The organism is Achromobacter sp. Root83, assembly GCF_001428845.1.
In the GTDB taxonomy this organism is placed as follows: domain Bacteria; phylum Pseudomonadota; class Gammaproteobacteria; order Burkholderiales; family Burkholderiaceae_B; genus Achromobacter.
On sequence record NZ_LMIU01000009.1, the window covers coordinates 106,225 to 122,501 of the forward strand.

Annotated in this window: 19 protein-coding genes; 1 reads left to right on the forward strand and 18 read right to left on the reverse strand. The window is 66.4% G+C overall.

Annotation, left to right across the window (positions count from 1 at the left end; genetic code table 11):
- Positions 1–14: 14 nt before the first annotated feature.
- From fliP to fliF, 11 genes are all read right to left on the reverse strand, one after another.
- Positions 15–806 carry a flagellar type III secretion system pore protein FliP gene (fliP, locus tag ASE30_RS11400; RefSeq protein WP_082601559.1) on the reverse strand — a complete coding sequence of 264 codons (792 nt, stop codon included), beginning with the start codon at positions 804–806 and terminating at the stop codon, positions 15–17.
- Between the two features lie 34 nt (positions 807–840).
- Positions 841–1,164, reverse strand: a complete 324-nt coding sequence (fliO, locus tag ASE30_RS11405) for a flagellar biosynthetic protein FliO (RefSeq protein ID WP_057284420.1) — start codon at positions 1,162–1,164, stop codon at positions 841–843.
- Positions 1,165–1,175: 11 nt separating this feature from the next.
- Positions 1,176–1,721 carry a flagellar motor switch protein FliN gene (fliN, locus tag ASE30_RS11410; RefSeq protein WP_057284421.1) on the reverse strand — a complete coding sequence of 182 codons (546 nt, stop codon included), beginning with the start codon at positions 1,719–1,721 and terminating at the stop codon, positions 1,176–1,178.
- Positions 1,714–2,721 (reverse strand): flagellar motor switch protein FliM, encoded by a 1,008-nt coding sequence (fliM, locus tag ASE30_RS11415; protein WP_057284422.1) that lies wholly within the window; start codon positions 2,719–2,721, stop codon positions 1,714–1,716. Before fliM ends, fliN begins: the two co-directional genes overlap by 8 nt.
- Before the next feature lie 2 nt (positions 2,722–2,723).
- Positions 2,724–3,338: a flagellar basal body-associated protein FliL gene (fliL, locus tag ASE30_RS11420; protein ID WP_057284423.1), complete on the reverse strand. Its 615-nt coding sequence runs from the start codon at positions 3,336–3,338 to the stop codon at positions 2,724–2,726.
- 172 nt (positions 3,339–3,510) lie between these two features.
- Positions 3,511–4,902 carry a flagellar hook-length control protein FliK gene (locus ASE30_RS11425; RefSeq protein ID WP_057284424.1) on the reverse strand — a complete coding sequence of 464 codons (1,392 nt, stop codon included), beginning with the start codon at positions 4,900–4,902 and terminating at the stop codon, positions 3,511–3,513.
- Positions 4,903–4,926: 24 nt separating this feature from the next.
- Positions 4,927–5,379, reverse strand: coding sequence for a flagellar export protein FliJ (gene fliJ / locus ASE30_RS11430; RefSeq protein ID WP_057284425.1), 453 nt, complete (start codon positions 5,377–5,379; stop codon positions 4,927–4,929).
- Positions 5,372–6,832: a flagellar protein export ATPase FliI gene (fliI, locus tag ASE30_RS11435; protein ID WP_156407621.1), complete on the reverse strand. Its 1,461-nt coding sequence runs from the start codon at positions 6,830–6,832 to the stop codon at positions 5,372–5,374. The genes fliJ and fliI overlap by 8 nt, the downstream gene beginning before the upstream one ends.
- 41 nt (positions 6,833–6,873) lie before the next feature.
- Positions 6,874–7,617: a flagellar assembly protein FliH gene (gene fliH / locus ASE30_RS11440; protein ID WP_057284426.1), complete on the reverse strand. Its 744-nt coding sequence runs from the start codon at positions 7,615–7,617 to the stop codon at positions 6,874–6,876.
- On the reverse strand, positions 7,610–8,620 hold the full coding sequence (gene fliG, locus ASE30_RS11445) for a flagellar motor switch protein FliG (protein WP_057284427.1): 1,011 nt from the start codon (positions 8,618–8,620) through the stop codon (positions 7,610–7,612). The genes fliH and fliG overlap by 8 nt, the downstream gene beginning before the upstream one ends.
- Positions 8,610–10,289 (reverse strand): flagellar basal-body MS-ring/collar protein FliF, encoded by a 1,680-nt coding sequence (gene fliF / locus ASE30_RS11450; protein ID WP_057284428.1) that lies wholly within the window; start codon positions 10,287–10,289, stop codon positions 8,610–8,612. Before fliF ends, fliG begins: the two co-directional genes overlap by 11 nt.
- A gap of 333 nt (positions 10,290–10,622) precedes the next feature.
- Between fliF and fliE the strand changes: the two genes are divergently transcribed.
- Positions 10,623–10,955 (forward strand): flagellar hook-basal body complex protein FliE, encoded by a 333-nt coding sequence (gene fliE / locus ASE30_RS11455; RefSeq protein WP_057284429.1) that lies wholly within the window; start codon positions 10,623–10,625, stop codon positions 10,953–10,955.
- A gap of 48 nt (positions 10,956–11,003) precedes the next feature.
- On the opposite strand, the gene ASE30_RS11460 is transcribed toward fliE, so the two are convergent.
- The 7 genes from ASE30_RS11460 to ASE30_RS11490 all read right to left on the reverse strand — a co-directional run bounded on the left by ASE30_RS11460 (position 11,004) and on the right by ASE30_RS11490 (position 16,266).
- Positions 11,004–11,813, reverse strand: a complete 810-nt coding sequence (locus tag ASE30_RS11460) for a flagellar brake protein (protein ID WP_057284520.1) — start codon at positions 11,811–11,813, stop codon at positions 11,004–11,006.
- Positions 11,814–11,827: 14 nt separating this feature from the next.
- Entirely contained in the window at positions 11,828–12,154 is a 327-nt protein-coding gene (locus ASE30_RS11465; protein WP_057284430.1) for an EscU/YscU/HrcU family type III secretion system export apparatus switch protein, read from the reverse strand.
- Positions 12,154–13,518, reverse strand: a complete 1,365-nt coding sequence (locus tag ASE30_RS11470) for a flagellar hook-length control protein FliK (RefSeq protein WP_057284431.1) — start codon at positions 13,516–13,518, stop codon at positions 12,154–12,156. Before ASE30_RS11470 ends, ASE30_RS11465 begins: the two co-directional genes overlap by 1 nt.
- Positions 13,515–13,865, reverse strand: a complete 351-nt coding sequence (locus ASE30_RS11475; RefSeq protein WP_057284432.1) for a flagellar protein FliT — start codon at positions 13,863–13,865, stop codon at positions 13,515–13,517. Before ASE30_RS11475 ends, ASE30_RS11470 begins: the two co-directional genes overlap by 4 nt.
- A gap of 47 nt (positions 13,866–13,912) precedes the next feature.
- Positions 13,913–14,341, reverse strand: a complete 429-nt coding sequence (fliS, locus tag ASE30_RS11480; RefSeq protein WP_057284433.1) for a flagellar export chaperone FliS — start codon at positions 14,339–14,341, stop codon at positions 13,913–13,915.
- A 17-nt stretch (positions 14,342–14,358) separates the two neighbouring features.
- Positions 14,359–15,744: a flagellar filament capping protein FliD gene (gene fliD, locus ASE30_RS11485; protein ID WP_057284434.1), complete on the reverse strand. Its 1,386-nt coding sequence runs from the start codon at positions 15,742–15,744 to the stop codon at positions 14,359–14,361.
- A gap of 144 nt (positions 15,745–15,888) precedes the next feature.
- Complete coding sequence (locus ASE30_RS11490) at positions 15,889–16,266, reverse strand: flagellar protein FlaG (protein WP_057284435.1); 378 nt, start codon at positions 16,264–16,266, stop codon at positions 15,889–15,891.
- Between the last annotated feature and the right edge of the window lie 11 nt (positions 16,267–16,277).

Genomic DNA, 16,277 nt, shown 5'->3' on the forward strand with positions numbered 1-16,277 from the left:
TTCTCCTTCAGGCGTTACTGGTAGAAGCTCTGGGCCAGCGAGCCCATGAGCAGGTTCCAGCCATCGGCCAGCACGAACAGCATCAGCTTGAAGGGCAGGGCCACGGTCACGGGCGGCACCATCATCATGCCCAGGGCCATCAGGACGCTGGCGACGACCAGGTCGATGATCAGGAACGGGATGAAAATGGTGAAGCCGATCTGGAAGGCCGTCTTCAGTTCGCTGGTGATGAAGGCGGGCACCAGGATGCGCATGGGCACCTGCGATGGATCTTCCAGGGCGGGCTGCTTGGCCAGGTTCGCGAACAGCGACAGGTCGTTCTCGCGGGTCTGATGCAGCATGAACGTGCGCAGCGGCCCCGCGGCGCGTTCCACCGCCGTTTCGAATTGGATCGTTCCCTCGGACAAGGGCTTGTAGGCGTCGGCGTAGATCTTGTCGAACACCGGCGACATCGTATAGAAGGTCAGGAACAGCGCCAGGCCGATCAGGACGTGATTGGGCGGCGACATGGCAGTGCCCATGGCGCTGCGCAGCAGGCCCAGCACGATGATGATGCGCGTGAAGCCCGTCATCATCAGCAGCGCGGCCGGCAGGAACGACAGCGACGTCATCAGCAGCATGGTCTGCATGCTGAGCGAATACGTTTGCGAACCGTCCGCCCCGGGCGTGGCGGTCAGCGCGGGCAGCGTGGCCTGCGCAACGACACCGGCCGGAAAGAATGCCAAGCCCAAGATCGCCGCGGCGGCCAGCAGGGGCAGCGCGCGTTGGCGGGCGCTGGCGGATGTCGTGCTTGTGAGCAAACTCATGGGTGTCGCTTGAATCGCGCCGCGGCGGGAGGCCCTATCGGCGCTTGAGTGCCTGGCCCAGCTTGGCGGCGAAGGCGGCAGTGGGCAGAGGCGAACCCTCCGGCATTTGGCCGGCGGGCAGGGTATGCAGGGTGGTGAGCTGGTTCGGGCCTACGCCCACCACCAGCCAGGTGTCTTCGATTTCAACGACGACGATGCTTTGGCGCGGGCCGACCGGCAGGCTGGCGACCTGGCGGAGCAGGTTGCCGCCGCCGCGCTGCATCAGTCCGGCGCGCTTGGCCAGCCACGCCGAAACCAGAATGGCGGCCACCACCAGCACGAGGCCGACGATGACGCGCAGCAGGGCGGGTTCGGTCATGGCGCCAGGCGTCAACGACGGTTGTTCAAGCGGTTGATCCGCTCGGACGGGGTGATGATGTCGGTCAGGCGGATGCCGTACTTTTCTTCGACGACCACGACTTCGCCCTGGGCGATCAGGTAGCCGTTGACGAAGATGTCCATGGGCTCGCCCGCCAGGCCGTCGAGCTCGACCACGGAACCCTGGCCAAGCTGGAGCAGGTTCTTGATGGTCAGGCGGGTACGTCCCAGTTCAACCGTCAGTTGGACGGGCACGTCCATGATCAGGTCGATGTCGCTGCCATTGCCGGCGGCGGCGCCGGCCAGGGGCTTGAATACCGACTGCGCCGCCGATTGCGCGGCGGGGGCAGGGGCGGCCGGTGCCGGTGCCGGCGCGGCGGGAGCCGGCGCCGCGGGCGGCGCGGCGGCGGTCTGTTCAGCCATCGCGGCAGCCCAGTCGTCCTGCGGCTTCAGACCGTCGGCTTGCGTGGGCGGCGTGGCGCGGGATTGTTCGGCGAGCGCGTCGGCCCAGTCGTCGGCCGGGGACGAGCCGGTGCCGGGCTCGTTCTTGTCAGTCATGGTCAGAGGCCTCGTTGGATTCTGTATCGTGGGTAAACATGTTCTGTACGCGCAAGGCGTACTGGCCGTTGAAGACGCCGTAGCCGCATTCCATCAGCGGCACGCCATCGACGCTAGCGATGATGGATTCCGGCACGTCCACGGGAAGGACGTCGCCTGCCTTCAGGCTCATCAGCTCGCGGATCGACGACGGAATGCGCGCGAATTCGGCGACGACGTCGATGTCGGCGCTGCGCACCTGGCGGGAAAGCTGCTGCGACCAGCGCTGGTCCACTTCTTCGAGCGTGGTTTCCTGCAGCGGCCGCGTCAGCAGATCGCGCACAGGCTCGATCATGGAATAGGGCAGGCAGATGTTCAGGTCGCCGCCGGTCGCGCCGAATTCGATGTGGAACGAGGTGACGACCACCACTTCATTGTTGCCGGTGATGCTGGCGAACTTGGTGTGCATCTCCGAGCGCACGTACTCGAACTCGATCGGATAGACGGGGTCCCAGGACTTGCCGTAGCTTTCCAGGGTCAGGTTGAGCAGGCGCCGGATGATGCGCTGTTCGGTGGTGGTGAAGTCCCGGCCCTCGACGCGCGTGTGGTAGCGGCCATCGCCGCCGAACAGGCTGTCGATGACCAGGAACACCAGGTTCGGGTCATACGTGAAGAGCGCCGTGCCGCGCAGCGGCTTCATCTGAATCATGTTCAGATTGCTCGGCACCGGCAGGTTGCGCTCGAAGTCCGCGTACTTCTGGATCTTGATGGTACCGACGGTGATGTCCGCGCTGCGCCGCATGAAGTTCAGCAGCACGTTGCGCATGTGGCGCGCAAAGCGCTCGTTGATGAGCTCCAGCGTCTGCATGCGGCGGCGCACGACACGCTCGGGCGAGCTCAGGTCGTAGGCGCGCGCGCCCCCGGCCTGGCCAGCGGATTCCTTCTTACTATCGCTCTCGCCGGTGACGCCCGCCAGCAGCGCATCGACTTCGTCCTGCGAAAGAAATGCCTCGTAGGCCATGCTTATTGCACCACGAACGCCGTGAACAGCACGTCGGTGACATACTGGCCGTCAGGCAGGGGCGAGAAGGGACGGTTGACCGCTTGCTTGATGGCCGTGACCATGTCGTTCTTGCCTTGCTGCGTCTGCACGCCGGTGGGCGATTGAGCCGACAGCACCATCAGGATGCGGCTTCGCACTTCAGGCATGTACTTTTCCAGGCGCGTGCGGGTCTGTTCATCGCTCACGCGCAGCGTCAGGCCCACGTGCATGATGCGCTCGGTTTCGGCGTTCTGCAGCGTGACGGTGAACGCTTCGATGGGAACGAAGATCGGGGCGGGCACGGCAATGGGCGTGGCAGACGGCGCGACGAAGGTCGTCGGCGTGGCCTGGGGACCCTGTGCGGGCTGACCCGGCTGGCCGGGCTGGCCGGCGGGCGTCTGTCCGACGCCAAGCTGCACCGTGGCGCCGTTCTGCTGCGGTTGCATGCGCTGGGTGATGAACCAGGTTGCTCCCGCGCTGGCAGCAGCCACGATGAGCAGTACCAGGATCGCCAGCAACGGGCGAAGGATACGGCCGATGCCGCCGGAGGTCGTCGCGCCGCGCGACGGTGCGGGAATTGGTTTGATTGTCGCCATCTGGGTATCGATGCGTGTTGTGCCGCCGGTGAAAACGGATTCTTAGTGGATGAAAGCATTCTGCCCGAAATCCCGCCTCGGCTTGGAGGCGAAAAACAGGGCGAAAGCCGCGTATCTCAAGCTATTGCTGCAGTGCCCGCATCCGTTGCCGGCCGCGGGCGCCTGTTCATCATCACGCGAAGGTGTCGACCAGCGCGTTGGCGTTGCGCGCCACCGTCACCGCGGGCTGCGCGACATCGGCCGCGCCATCCGCGCCGTTGGATCCGCCACCTTGCTGGCGCTGCGATCCATTACCGTTCTGTTGCGCGAATTCCTGCTGCGCGGCCTGCTCTCCCACGCTGGTCTGACCCAGCGAGATGCCTGCCTGAGCGAGTGCCTGCTGCAGTTGGGGAATCGCGACTTCGATGGCCTGGCGCACCGAGGCATGCGCGGACACGAACGAAGCGCTGGCCACGCCGTCCGCCAGATTCAGGCTGACGCGCAGCGGCCCGAGATCCGGGGGATCCAGACGCAGTTCCGCGGTCTGCATGCCTTGGCGTGCGTTGCTGCTCATCATGACCATCTGCTGGCCGAGTTCGGTGCCCCAATGGGTGGCGCCGACCGGGGTGGCGACCTGCAGGACGACCGGGACGACCGGCACGGCGACGGCAGCCTGATTGACGGCCGGAGCCGCCTGGCGTTGCGTCGCGGCGGCGAGCGCCTGAGCGAGCGTGTCCTGGGCGGAAGCGCCGTGCTGGGGCGCCTGGAATTGCTGGGCCGTGCTGGTCAGCAGTGCGGCCTGCTCTTCGTCGCTGGCGTGCACGGGCAGAGTGGCGGCGGGCTCGGCTTCGGCGCGCGTGTCGCGCGCGGGCCGCGGCAGAGAGATTTCAGGCGCGACGCGCGGCGTCTCGGCCTTGGCGGCTACCTTGGTGTTGACGGGCGCTTCGGCAACCGTTGCGCTGCCCGGCTTGACGGCGGCGGTCACGACCGGCAGCGCGGCTGCCGCGTCGCGGGTGGCCAGCGCGGCGGCGGCTTCGGCCTGCGGAGCGGTGGCCGCCACGGGAACCTGGGCGGCTTGCGGGGTCTGCGGGGCGGCGGTGTCGGCGGCGTTCAGCGCGGCGGTCAGCACGGCGGCGCCGTTGCTCATCGCGGTGGCGGCGGCCGCGGCGTTGCCGCGTGCCAATTGCACTTGCTCGGCGGCCTGGGCGGCGATTTCCAAAGCCTGCTGCGGCAGCACCGGGGCAGCGGGTTGCTGCGCGGCGACGGCCAGGGCGCCGGCCTCGGCCTGAGCGGCGGTCTGCAAGGCGCCATCGATCGCGCCGGCGGCTGCGCCTTCAGCGGCGCTGGCTGCGTCGTTCGCTTCTTTGCCGCTGGCCGAAGGCTTGGAGCCGCTGCCCGCGGGACGCGAGTCGGCGGACTGATTCGGGCGCTGCTGGGCCGGACGCTGCTGGGCCAGCACGTCCGAGAAGCTGGGGCCTTTCTTGTCCGCGGACTTGTTCGCGGAGGAGGACTTGGCGCCAAGCGTGTCGGCGATCGACGTCTGAGGGACGGGCGCGATCGAGGGCAAGGGCAGGGGAGCGGTCATCTTGGGCTTCCTGTGAGGTATTGCTTAATGCATGCCGCCGGCTTGGCGCTGGACCAGGCGGGCGGAGTATTCGTCGTTGGCGCGCTGTTCGCGGCGGGACTCCACGACGGCCCGGGCGCGCATTTCGCGCTGCGCCAGGGTGTCGTAGGAGTTGAGTTTGCGTTTTTCCTGCTGCCAGTAGAGGCGGCCCTTGGACAGGTTTTCGTCCGCCTGGAGCAGCACGCCTTGCTGTTGGCCGATCGCGTCGTCGAGCGTGCCGATGAAGCGCTGGTAATTGTGGCAGTCGCTCGCCGCCATGCCGCTGGTCATTGCCTGCTGCAGGCGTTCCAGGTAGTCCTGGCGGTAGTCGTGCAGCATGGAGAGCTGGCGTTCGGCGTTGCTGCGCTCGGCGCTGAGCCGGCCCAGCAGGCGCGCGGCTTCATCCGTGCTTTCCTTGGCCAGGTTGATCAGCATGTCCAATGGCAATTGGCTAGGCATAGGTGTCCCTTGACTCGAAACTGGCTCGAAGTTGGTTGACGGCATCTTCATAGCCGATGTTCTCGCCGATGTCCTGTTGCAGGAAGGCTTCCAAACGGGGATAGCGGGCAATGGCGTCGTCGAGCTGCGGGTCATTGCCGGCGGCATAGGCGCCCACGGCGATGAGGTCGCGGTTGCGCTGGTAGCGCGACAGGCTTTGCTTGAACCGGCGCACCACGGCGAATTGCTGCGTCGAGATCAGCGAAGTCATGGCGCGCGAGATCGACGCCTCGATATCGATGGCGGGGTAGTGGCCCGCTTCGGCCAGGTGGCGCGACAGCACCACGTGGCCGTCCAGGATGGCGCGCGCGGAATCGGCGATGGGATCCTGCTGGTCATCGCCTTCGGCCAGCACGGTGTAGAACGCCGTGATGGAACCGGCCTTGCCGGAAGGACCGGGCGCACCCATGCCGGCGCGTTCGACCAGCATCGGCAGCTTGGCGAACACCGACGGCGGATAGCCCTTGGTGGCGGGCGGCTCGCCGATGGCCAGCGCGATTTCCCGTTGCGCCATCGCGTAGCGGGTCAGCGAGTCCATGATCAGCAGCACGTCCAGGCCCTGGTCGCGGAAGTGCTCGGCCAGGCGCGTGGCGTAGGCGGCGCCTTGCAGGCGCAGCAGCGCCGAGACGTCGGCGGGCGCAGCGACCACGACCGAGCGCGCCAGGCCTTCGGGGCCCAGGTTGTGCTCGATGAATTCCTTGACTTCGCGGCCCCGTTCACCGATCAGGCCCACGACGATGACGTCGGCCTTGGTGTAGCGGGCCATCATGCCCAGCAACACGCTCTTGCCCACGCCGGAACCCGCGAACAGGCCCATGCGCTGGCCGCGGCCGACGGTCAGCAGGCCGTTGATGGCGCGCACGCCGGTGTCCAGCACGGTATCGATCGGCGCGCGCGACAGCGGGTTGATGGGCTGGGCGGAAAGGGGAGCCAGTTCGGCGCCCGTCAGCGGGCCCAGCCCGTCCAGCGGGCGGCCCGCGCCATCGAGCACGCGGCCCAGCAGCGCGTTGCCCACCGGCAGGTGACGGCCTAGCTGGGGCTTGGCATTGCCGTTCAATTCAGCCTTGCGCGGCAGCGGGATCTGGCGCTGCACAGGCGGTTCGCCGGGCACGACACGCGCGCCGGGGGGCAGGCCGGAGATATCGGCCTGGGGCATCAGGTACAGCGTATGGCCGTCGAAACCGACGACTTCGGCATCGGCCCAATGGTCGTGGCCGCGCGCGATCTCGATGCGGGCGGCGGCGCCCACCGGCAGACGCAGGCCGGTCGCGTGCAGCACCAGGCCGGTGGCCCGCGTGATCTTGCCGCTGACCAGCCATGGGTCGGTCGACGCGGCGCGGATCGAACCGATCTGCAACTGGGTCTGCCAGCGGTCGATGACGGGAGCCGCCGACGCCGGCGCGGCCGGCGGCAGCGCCGCGGCCTGGCCGGGTTGCACGGGGACCGGAGCGCCGTTCACGCCGGTTCCTCCCAGGATGCGTTACGACCCAGCGAGGCCGCCACGCGCCGCCAGCGGGTCTGCAGCGTGGCGTCGATGTCGCCGAAGGGCGTTTCGGCGCGGCAGCCGCCGCGCGTGATGGATTCATCGGCCAGGACGCGCCAGTGGCCTTCTTTCAGTTCGTCCGCCAGGTGCAGGCGGATCAGTTCGATGTCGTCCGGGTTGGCCCACAAACGCATCTGGCCGCCCGCGGTCGGATTGATGTGCAGCACATCGCGCACGGCGCTGGCCACGGTGTCGGGCTGTTCGGCGAGGGTGGTGCGAACGACTTGCTGCGCAATATCCAGAGCCAGGGTCAGCAGGCTCTGGCCCATCTTTTCTTCCAGCGCGCCGAGCGACAGGGCGCAGGCTTCGACCAGGGCGTGCAGGCGCTGCGCTTCCGTGGCGGCCTGCGCGCGGCCCTCGGCCAGGCCTTCGGCGTAGCCCGCCTCGCGTCCGGCGGCAAAGCCGGCTTCGTGGCCGGCCTGCTGGCCCGCTTCGTGACCGGCGGCGTGGCCGCGCGCCATTCCTTCTTCGTGGCCTTCCGCAATGGCCTGAGCGCGCAACTGCGCCATCACCACAGCGGGATCCGGGCCCGGATCGGGTTCGGGTTCGGGCTCGACTTCGACGGGCGCCGGCTCGTCGAACGACAGCATCTGCCAGCGCCGCCAGGCGGCGCTGCGCGAGATGAGCGTCGTCGCGCCGTGGTCCGCTTCAGACATACGCGTCGTCTCCGGAGTTGCCCAGGACAATCTGGCCGCTTTCGGCCAGGCGGCGGGCGATCTGGAGGATCTTCTTCTGTTCGGTCTCGACCTTGGACATGCGGATCGGGCCTTGCGCTTCCAGGTCCTCGCGCAGCATTTCGGCCGCACGGCTGGACATGTTGCGCAGGAACTTCGCGCGCAGCTCTTCCTGGGCGCCCTTGAGCGCGACCATGAGCGTGTCGTTGTCGATTTCCTTGAGGATGAGCTGGATGGCGCGATCCTCGACGTCGAGCAGGTTGTCGAAGACGAACATCTCGTCGATGATCTTCTGCGCCAGGTCGTTGTCGCGTTCGCGCAGGCTGGCGACGACCGTCTCTTCCTGGGTCGAGTTCATCATGTTCAGGATCTCGGCCGCGGTGCGCACGCCACCCATCTTGCTGCGCTTGGCGCCCTGGCCGGCGAGTACCGAATTCAGCACTTCGGTCAGTTCGGACAGCGCGGCAGGCTGGACGCCGCCGAACGTGGCGATGCGCAGCATGACGTCGTTGCGCAGGCGTTCGGTCAGCAGCGCCAGTACGCCCGCGGCGCGGTCGCGCTCCAGGTGCACCAGGATGGTCGCGATGATCTGCGGATGCTCGTCGCCGATCAGTTCGGCCACGGTGTTCGGGTCCAGCCAGTTCAGCGCGTCGATGCCGCTGCCGCCGTCGCCGGCTTCCAGGATGTCTTCGATCAGGCCGGCGGCGCGGTCGCTGCCCAGCGCCTTGGTCAGCACACTGCGGATGTAATCGTCGGAACCCAGCGTGACGGCCATGAACTGGTCGGCTTCCTGGCGGAACTCTTCCAGCACCACGGCGACGTCGTTGCGCGTGACCTGCTTCAGGCTGGCCATGGCGCCGCCGACCTGCTGGACTTCACGGGCGCTGAGGTACTTGAAGACCTCGGCTGCGGCGTCCTCGCCCAGCGACATCATCAGGACGGCGCTGCGCGTCATGCCGTCCATGGGTAGGGAATCATTTTTCATCTTTGCTCATCCAGGTGCGCAGAACCATTGCGACAGCGCGCGGATCCTTGTTGGCCATGGTGCGGGCGCGCTCCAGGTTGTCCTGGTAGCGGTCCGTTTCCTTGGCGCGGGCCAGGTCCTGGGCCTCGCGCGCCGCTTCGACGCGCTCGGCTTCAGCCATTTCCGGATCGACCGGCGGGTACAGGTAGTCGCCCACCGTGCGGCGCAGCTTGCGATACAGCCACAGTGCCAGCACGCCACCCAGCAGCCACGCCAGAATCGTCTTGAACAGCGAGATCATTTCGGGATCGCGCCACATCGGCACCGGCGGCGGGCCGTCGTTGAACTGGCTGTTCACCAGGTTCAGCGAGTCGCCGCGGGATTCGGAATAACCCATGGCTTCGCGCACCAGGTTGGTGAGCTTGTTCAGTTCTTCAGGCGGCAGGGCCTGGGGCTCGCCGTCCTTGTCGCGGATGTAATTCACCACCACGGCGACCGACAGGCGCTTCAGGTTGCCCATCGGCTGCTTGATGTGGCTGATGGTGCGGTCCACTTCATAGTTGGTGGTCGCGTCGCGGCGTTCATTCAGATTGGTGGCAGGAGCCTGAGTGCCGGTTTGCTGCTGTTGCTGCTGTTGCTGCTGCGCGTTGGCCGGTTGCTGCGGCTGGCCGGGGCGGGGAGGCTGCGGTTGCGGCGGGTTGGCAATCGGCGCCTGCGCGTTGGCCGGCGCCTGGTTCGACAGCGCGCCGGGCACGCCCTGGGCCGGATTGACGCCGCGCTGGGTCGAATCGCTGGTCTGCTGGCTGCGCACGGCGGCCTGGCCCGGTTCCTGATTGGGACGGTAAACCTCGGACGTTTCCTCGCGGCGGGAGAAGTCGACGTCGGCGCTGGCTTGCGCATGCACGTTGCCCGACCCGACCAGCGGATTCAGGATGGTGAGGATGCGTTCGACGGTGCGTTGTTCTGTTTCGCGCACGAAGCGCAACTGGTCCGCGTCCATGCCGCGGCCTTCGCCCACCGGCGCCGACAGCAGGCGGCCGTTCTGGTCGACGATGGACACGCTCTCGGCGGTCAGTTCGGGCACGCTGGAGGCGATCAGCCAGGAGATGGCCGAAACCTGGGAATCGCTCAGACTGCGGCCAGGGTATACATTCAACAGTACCGACGCGGTGGGCGCCTGGCGCTCACGCACGAACAGCGACTGGCGCGGCATGGCCAGGTGGACGCGTGCGTGCTGCACGGTATGCATGGCTTCGATCGACCGGGCCAGCTCGCCTTCCAGACCGCGCTGATAGTTGATCTGTTCCGCGAACTGGCTGGCGCCAAAACGGGCATTGTCCATCAGCTCGAAGCCGACGGAGCCGCCGCGTGGCAAGCCTTGCGAAGCCAGTTGCAGCCGTGCGTCGTACACGCGGTCGGCCGGTACGAGCAGCGCGGTGCCGGTCTCGTTGTAGCGGTAGGGCACGTTCATCGTACCCAGCGCCGTCACGATGGCGCCGCCATCGCGATCGTCCAGGTTCGAGAACAGGACCTTGTACTTCGGTTCGCTGCTCCACATCGCCACGGCGACGATCACCGCGACCGCCGCGGCGGCGGCGCCGAGGAGGATGGGCTTGGGCAGCGCCCGAATCCTTTCCAGCACGGGGAACTTGGCCAGTAGCGATGAGCTCAGGGTAGCCTGCTGATTCATCGACGGCTCCCGCTGGCTTCGCGGAGCAGGGAAGAGGACTTCATGTCTGGGTAGGGCAGATTACACATGCAACGTGCTTCTGGTCTGGGAAGAGCGTGGATTATTGCCCCTGAGACGGCAATCCCAATCGTTGAAAACAGCCGTTTTTTGGCGTTACTTGTCCCCTATGTCGATGGCAATGCGCAAAGCCGCGCCACGTAAGGGGGCGAGGGGGGCTGCATTTGGGGAAATGTCGGGTTTTTTGGCGGTTCTTGTCGGCTATGGACGCGTCCGATCGGCGTTACGCTCTGTATGCACATTGGCGTAATCCCCCCACCAGCAAGGAATCAGGTAATGGCTGTCTCAGGCTTGTCCGGCATCGAAAGCATGCTCCAGCAGATGCGCACGGTAGTGACCAAGGCGGAAACCGGCAATTTTGCCGCGGGCGAAGTCGCAGGTCAGCCCGACGGCTTCGCCGCGGAACTGCAGCGCTCCATCCGCCGCGTGACGTCCGCGCAAAACGCCGCCAGCAACCAGGCCAAGGCGTTCGAGCTGGGCGCGCCGGATATTTCGTTGAATGACGTCATGGTCGACATGCAGAAGGCCAGCCTCGGCTTCCAGACGGCGGTTCAGGTGCGCAACAAGCTGGTTGCGGCCTATAAGGAAATCTCCTCGATGGCCGTCTGAGCCCGCAGGCGGGCGCGGGGCCTTTCCCAGGGGAAGGCCCGCGTCCGTTCAGTTGCGCTGCGCGCCTTTCTCCAGGCGCCACACCACCTGCTGCAGCCAGTTCTCCTGGCGCGCATTCAAATTCAGGAACAGTGCTCCCAGGTGGCTGACCGGCGGCTCGCCGGTGAGCGACACGTGCTTGGGCGCCGAGTCGTCTGGACTGTCCGGATTGTCCGCGACGGCCATGGGCTGGCCTGAAACCGGGTACACATTGCGAACTTCCAGGTCGGCGTTGAGCTTGCCGAGGTCGCCGAAATCCAGTTGCACGTCTTCCATCACGGTGCCGCTTGCGGGCAGCAAGCCCACCGGCAGGCCCACGCGCAACCCCACGCCATCCACCGAGATATCGCGGATCGTGAAGCCGACCGGCTTGTCCGCGGCTGCGGGCTGCCACGAGGCAAAGCAGCGGCTGGCGCTGGAGATCATCGAGGCGCGGAACATCTTGCGGCGCTGGATACGGGCCAGGCGGTCCGGGAAGGGCGACATCAGCGCGGCGCTGCCGTCATCGAAGTGGATCACCTCGGGCCGCGCTACGCGAAAACGGATCTGCACGCCGCCATAGGCGGTGGCATTGAAATAGAAGGTGGTGCCGCTCAGCAGGCCCATGGAGTCGGACTGTTCGAAGTCCGCCCCGGCGTAGTCGCGCGGGCGCCAGAAAAACTGGCGCGTTTCCTTGTCGGCGCCGAGGATCAGCACGGCGATCTCGCGGTCCGCCGCGTCGCGCACGAGGATGTGGCTGTCGGGGTGCGTCAGTTCAAACAGAGCTGAGCGCATGTCTTCCGGCCGGGTCAGCAGGAATTCCGGGTCGCTGGCATCCAACACGTTGATAATCCTTAGGTAATGAGATCGGGCTGCGGGGCGCCGGGCAGTTCGCGCGATTCCAGGCGATAGAGCCAAGCCAGCAATTCTGCCACCGCCACGTAGAGTTGGGGTGGAATATGTGCATCCAGGTCGACCTGCATGAGCAAACCCACCAATTCGCGGGATTCATGCACGTACAGCCCGTGTTCTTCGGCGGCGCGCACGATGGTGTCGGCCAGTTGGCCGTAGCCCTTGGCCACGACGCGCGGCGCGCCGTCCTTTTCGTCATAGGAGATCGCGACCGCCGCGTTGCGGTTGGCATTGGGGCCATTGTCCGCGGTAGGGGGGGTAATGCTCATCAGTAATCGGCCGGGATGACGGGGCGCGGTTCGACCACGCTTACCGAAAGATTGCTCAGGGTGAGGCCGGCGGCAAGCAGGCGCGAACGCAGCGTGTCCGAAGAACCGTTGATTTCGGTGGCGCTGTGCGGCGCGATAAGCTGCAGCACGATCTGGTCGCCGGCCAGATTCAGCCGGGCATCGACGAGGCCCAGGCGCGGAAGATCCAGTTTCAGGCGCGTCGCCCAGGTGGGAACCGCCGACTCGCGGTCCGCGCCATAGGGGTCGCGTTCCACTTCCCATTCCATGGGTGTGCCGGGCCAGGCTTCGCCTTGCCAGTGCAGCGTCTGGTTGGCCAATACATCGAGCTGCTGGCGCACCAGCACGGTCAAATCCTGATGTATGCCTGCAATGGGTGCGCCGGGCGTGGACGAGCCCGACGACGCCGGACCGGACGGCGCGTCCGCGCCGGCGCCGGACCGGCTTGCGCCCGACGACTCGGCCCGGCCACGGTTCTGCGTGTTGGCTTGCGAGGCGTCTTTGGCCAGATGGGCCTGCGGCTCATTCTGCAAGGTGGACGGATTGGTTCGGCCAAAGACCATGTCGGTCAGGTGCGATTCGTAGAACAGCCCGCTGGTTTGCAGCGCGACCCGCAAGGCTTGTCCCAAAGCCCGCGCCGACGGGCCGCCCGCCGCCAATGCGGCATGGGACGCGGCATCGGGCCCCTTGGCGCCGTGGGCGCCATTGGCCAGGCCGGCGGCATGCGCGGCGGGCTTGGCGGCCGCCGTGTCGGCGGCGCCCGCCGTGGCGGTCGGCAGGGCCGGAGGCGGGGTGCCGGCCGGCTGGGCCGAGGCGGGCTGGCCGGGTAGGGCAGCTTGGCCGGGTTGTCCGGGTTGCCCGGGTTGCCCGGTTGGGCCGGGTTGGCCAGCCGCGGCCTGGCCGCTGGCCGTGCCGCCGGGCGGGGTGCCGCTAGAATCCGCGTTCCAGAGCGGTGCTCGTCCCTGGACGGGCGGCGCGGCTTCTGGAAACTGGGCCAGCAAGGCAAGAATGGTGCGGGCGGTCGTGCCCAGCGTGGTCGGGGCGGATGCCGTCGTGTCGCTGCTGGTGACCAGGCCGCGGGCGGCCAGGGCCAGCGCCGCGGCGACTTTGGGGTCGACAACAGTATTCTGGCGGTCGCCTCGGGCGCCGCCAGTCTGTATGCCTTGCTGGGAATCGCGAGTGGATCCGTCCGACGGTCCGGGCCTTTCGGGGCTGCCGGGCTGGCTGACGGCGTCGGCTCGCGCGCCCGAAATCTGGTTGGCGTTCGCGGCGGACATCGTCGTGCCAAGCACGGCGTCCAGCCGCTGCACCAGGACGTTGCCAAGCGCGGCGGGACCGATACTCATTCTTCAGGCGCCTGGTTGCCGTACGCGGACAGCAGGGTCTGTTGGCGCTTCATGCGTCCCAGCAGTTCACCCAGCCGCGCCAGTTGCGGCAGCGCCAGGTCCCGCGTCAGCGCGTCGTTTTCCAGGATGCGCACGAGCAGGTCGTACTTCATGCTGCGGCCGGCTTCGTCCAGGGGGCTGGAACGTTCGGCATGGCGCAGGCGCTCCACCTGTTCGCAATAGAGCTGGCCGTGGGCGAGCGCGGTATCCCAGTCGCCGGCCTGGGCGGCCGTCAACATCTCGCCCGTGGATATGGCGATATCCTGATACTGTTCCAGGATGGCGGAGTACTGGGTAAGGGACGTCATAGAAATCTCGGGCGTTCGATGGCTGGCTGAATTCGTCGTATGGGCCATCAAAGCTGTGCGCCGGGTGCGGGTCGGTCGATGGAGGTCTGCCAGGCCTCGGCCAGGTCCGCCAGCAGGCGGTCCGCGATGTCGAGCTGTTCGATGTCCGCCTTCAGGTTTGCCATCAGAAGGGTGCGGACAATGTAGTCGTAGAGGCGGCCGAGGTTGGCGGCGATGTCGCCGCCAGCCTCCATGTTAAGGCCCATTTTCAGGCCTTCGTCGACGATCTTGATCGCCTTGGTGATTGCCGCGCCCCGTTCGGCCACGCGGCCTTCCTGCAAGTGGATGCGCGCCTGCCCGATCGCCGCCCGCGCACCATGGTAGAGCAGAGTGATCAGCCTTTCCGGGGTGGCGCTCATGACTTGCGTTTCCAGGCCGATATCGGCGTAGGAGCGGGCAGAGTATGAGCCTGAGGGGCGGCGTGCGGCGTACGTCATTAATGCATCTTCTTGGGTTAAGCAGTCGACTTGTTCAGGGCCGCGAACTGCTGGGTCAGATAGTTGGCAGTGCCCTGTTGCTGCGAGACGAACTTGTCCAGCTGGACGAACTGGGCACGCATCATTTCAAGCGAGGCGTCGCTGGCTGCCTTGGCGCGGGTGTACTGATCCTTGACGCTGGCGATCGACTTGGCCAGGCCGTCTTCCCTGGTCTTGATCGAGCCATTGGTGCCGACGATGTCCTTGGTGGCCTTTTCGAAGTTGGCGGCCAGGCCGTCCTTGCCGGACAACATGCGGCTGACGTCCGCGCCATTGGACGCCAGGGCCTTGTCCAGCTTGGTCTGGTCCAGGGTCAGTTGGCGGGTCGTCGGATTGGTCGTGATGCCCAGGTCGGCCAGCGAACGCAAGGCGCCTTCCCCCGTCACGAACTGCAGCGCGCTGGTCAGCGACGACTGGATGCTGCGGGTCGTGCCGTCGCCGGTCAGGGGCTGGTTGGTCGCGGCGTCGGCGTCGAATGCCGTCAGGTTCTTGATCGTGGTCTGCAGCGTGTTGTAGGCGGTCACGAAACCCTGGATGGCCTTGCTGGCTACCGAGGGATCGCTTTCCAGCTTCAGCGTGATCGGCTTGCCGGCTTCCGTCTTGGCGCTCAGGTTCAGCGTCACGCCGTCGATGGCGGTCGAGATATTGTTGGTGCCGCTCTTGACCGTGATGCCGTTGATATCGATTTCGGCGTCGACGGCGGCGGTGGCCGTCATCTTGCTGTTGGCGGCATCGGTGCTGCTGTAGCTCAGGACGTTCTTCAGCGAATCTTCGCCCGTCACCGTAATGGACTTCACCGATGCCTGCACGCCGGTGTTCTTGGCGGTCAGCATCAGGTAGCTCTTGCCGTCGCCATCGGTGATGACGGTGGCGCGCACACCCAGGGTATCGTCGGCGTTGACCGCCTTGACGATGCCGTTGAGGGAGGTGTCGTCCTTCAGGTCGACGGTCTTCTTGGTGCCGTTGGACAGTTCGATTTCAAACTTGCCGGTGGCGCCATTGGACGCTTTGCGGTCGGCCACGCTGCCCGATTGCAGGGTTTGCGAGGTGGCCACGCTGGTCACGTTGATCGTGTATTGACCCGCCACGGCGCCTTCGGCGGCCACGGTCGCGGTCAGGGCGTCGCCGCCGGTCACGCTGCCTTTGACGGCGCCCATCGTTTCGGGCTTGCCGAGCAGGGCGGCAGCTTTCTGCACGGCTTCCACCGCGCTCTTCAACTGACCGAAAGCCGTAACACGGGTTTCGAAGCTGGTTTGGCGGTTGGTGTACAGCTCGAGCTTCTTCTGTTCCGCTACCTGAAGATCCTTGAGAATGTCTTCCAGGGGCAGACCGGAAACCGAGCCCAGATTGGTGATGGAGGCCATGTGAAATTCCTTCCTAACGATGCGATTCTGTCAAAAATATGATGCCGGCGATCGGCCGGGTAAGGGCATAAGGCGGGCCTAATTCGGCGGTTTTCTTACCGAACGGTGTTCGAACGGATGGCGAACACCGTTTTAAGTGCCGGATCAGGCCGTAGTCTTTATGCCATTGCCTTGCATGTTCACAATCATTTTGGCGATTTTCAGCACGGTTTCGCTGGGGATCGTGCGAATTACGTCGCCGGACTCCGCGTCGACCACCGACACCACCACCTGGTGGACGTTGGGGTCTATTTCGAACTGAAGCTGGGTGGACCAGGCCTTCATCTGGTCGTTGATTTCGTCGAGCGCCTTTTCAAGGGGCAGCTTCTGCGCGTTGGACTGGTCCGAGGTCGCGCTGTCGGAGGTGCCGCTCTTCGTGCTCGCGGCCGCCGGCGTGGAGGTGGCGGCAGGGTCTGGCGCGACGGGGACGGTCGAAACCGATAACGGCGCGAACGATGCGGGGGCTAACGGGGTTACGGCCATGAACACTCCAA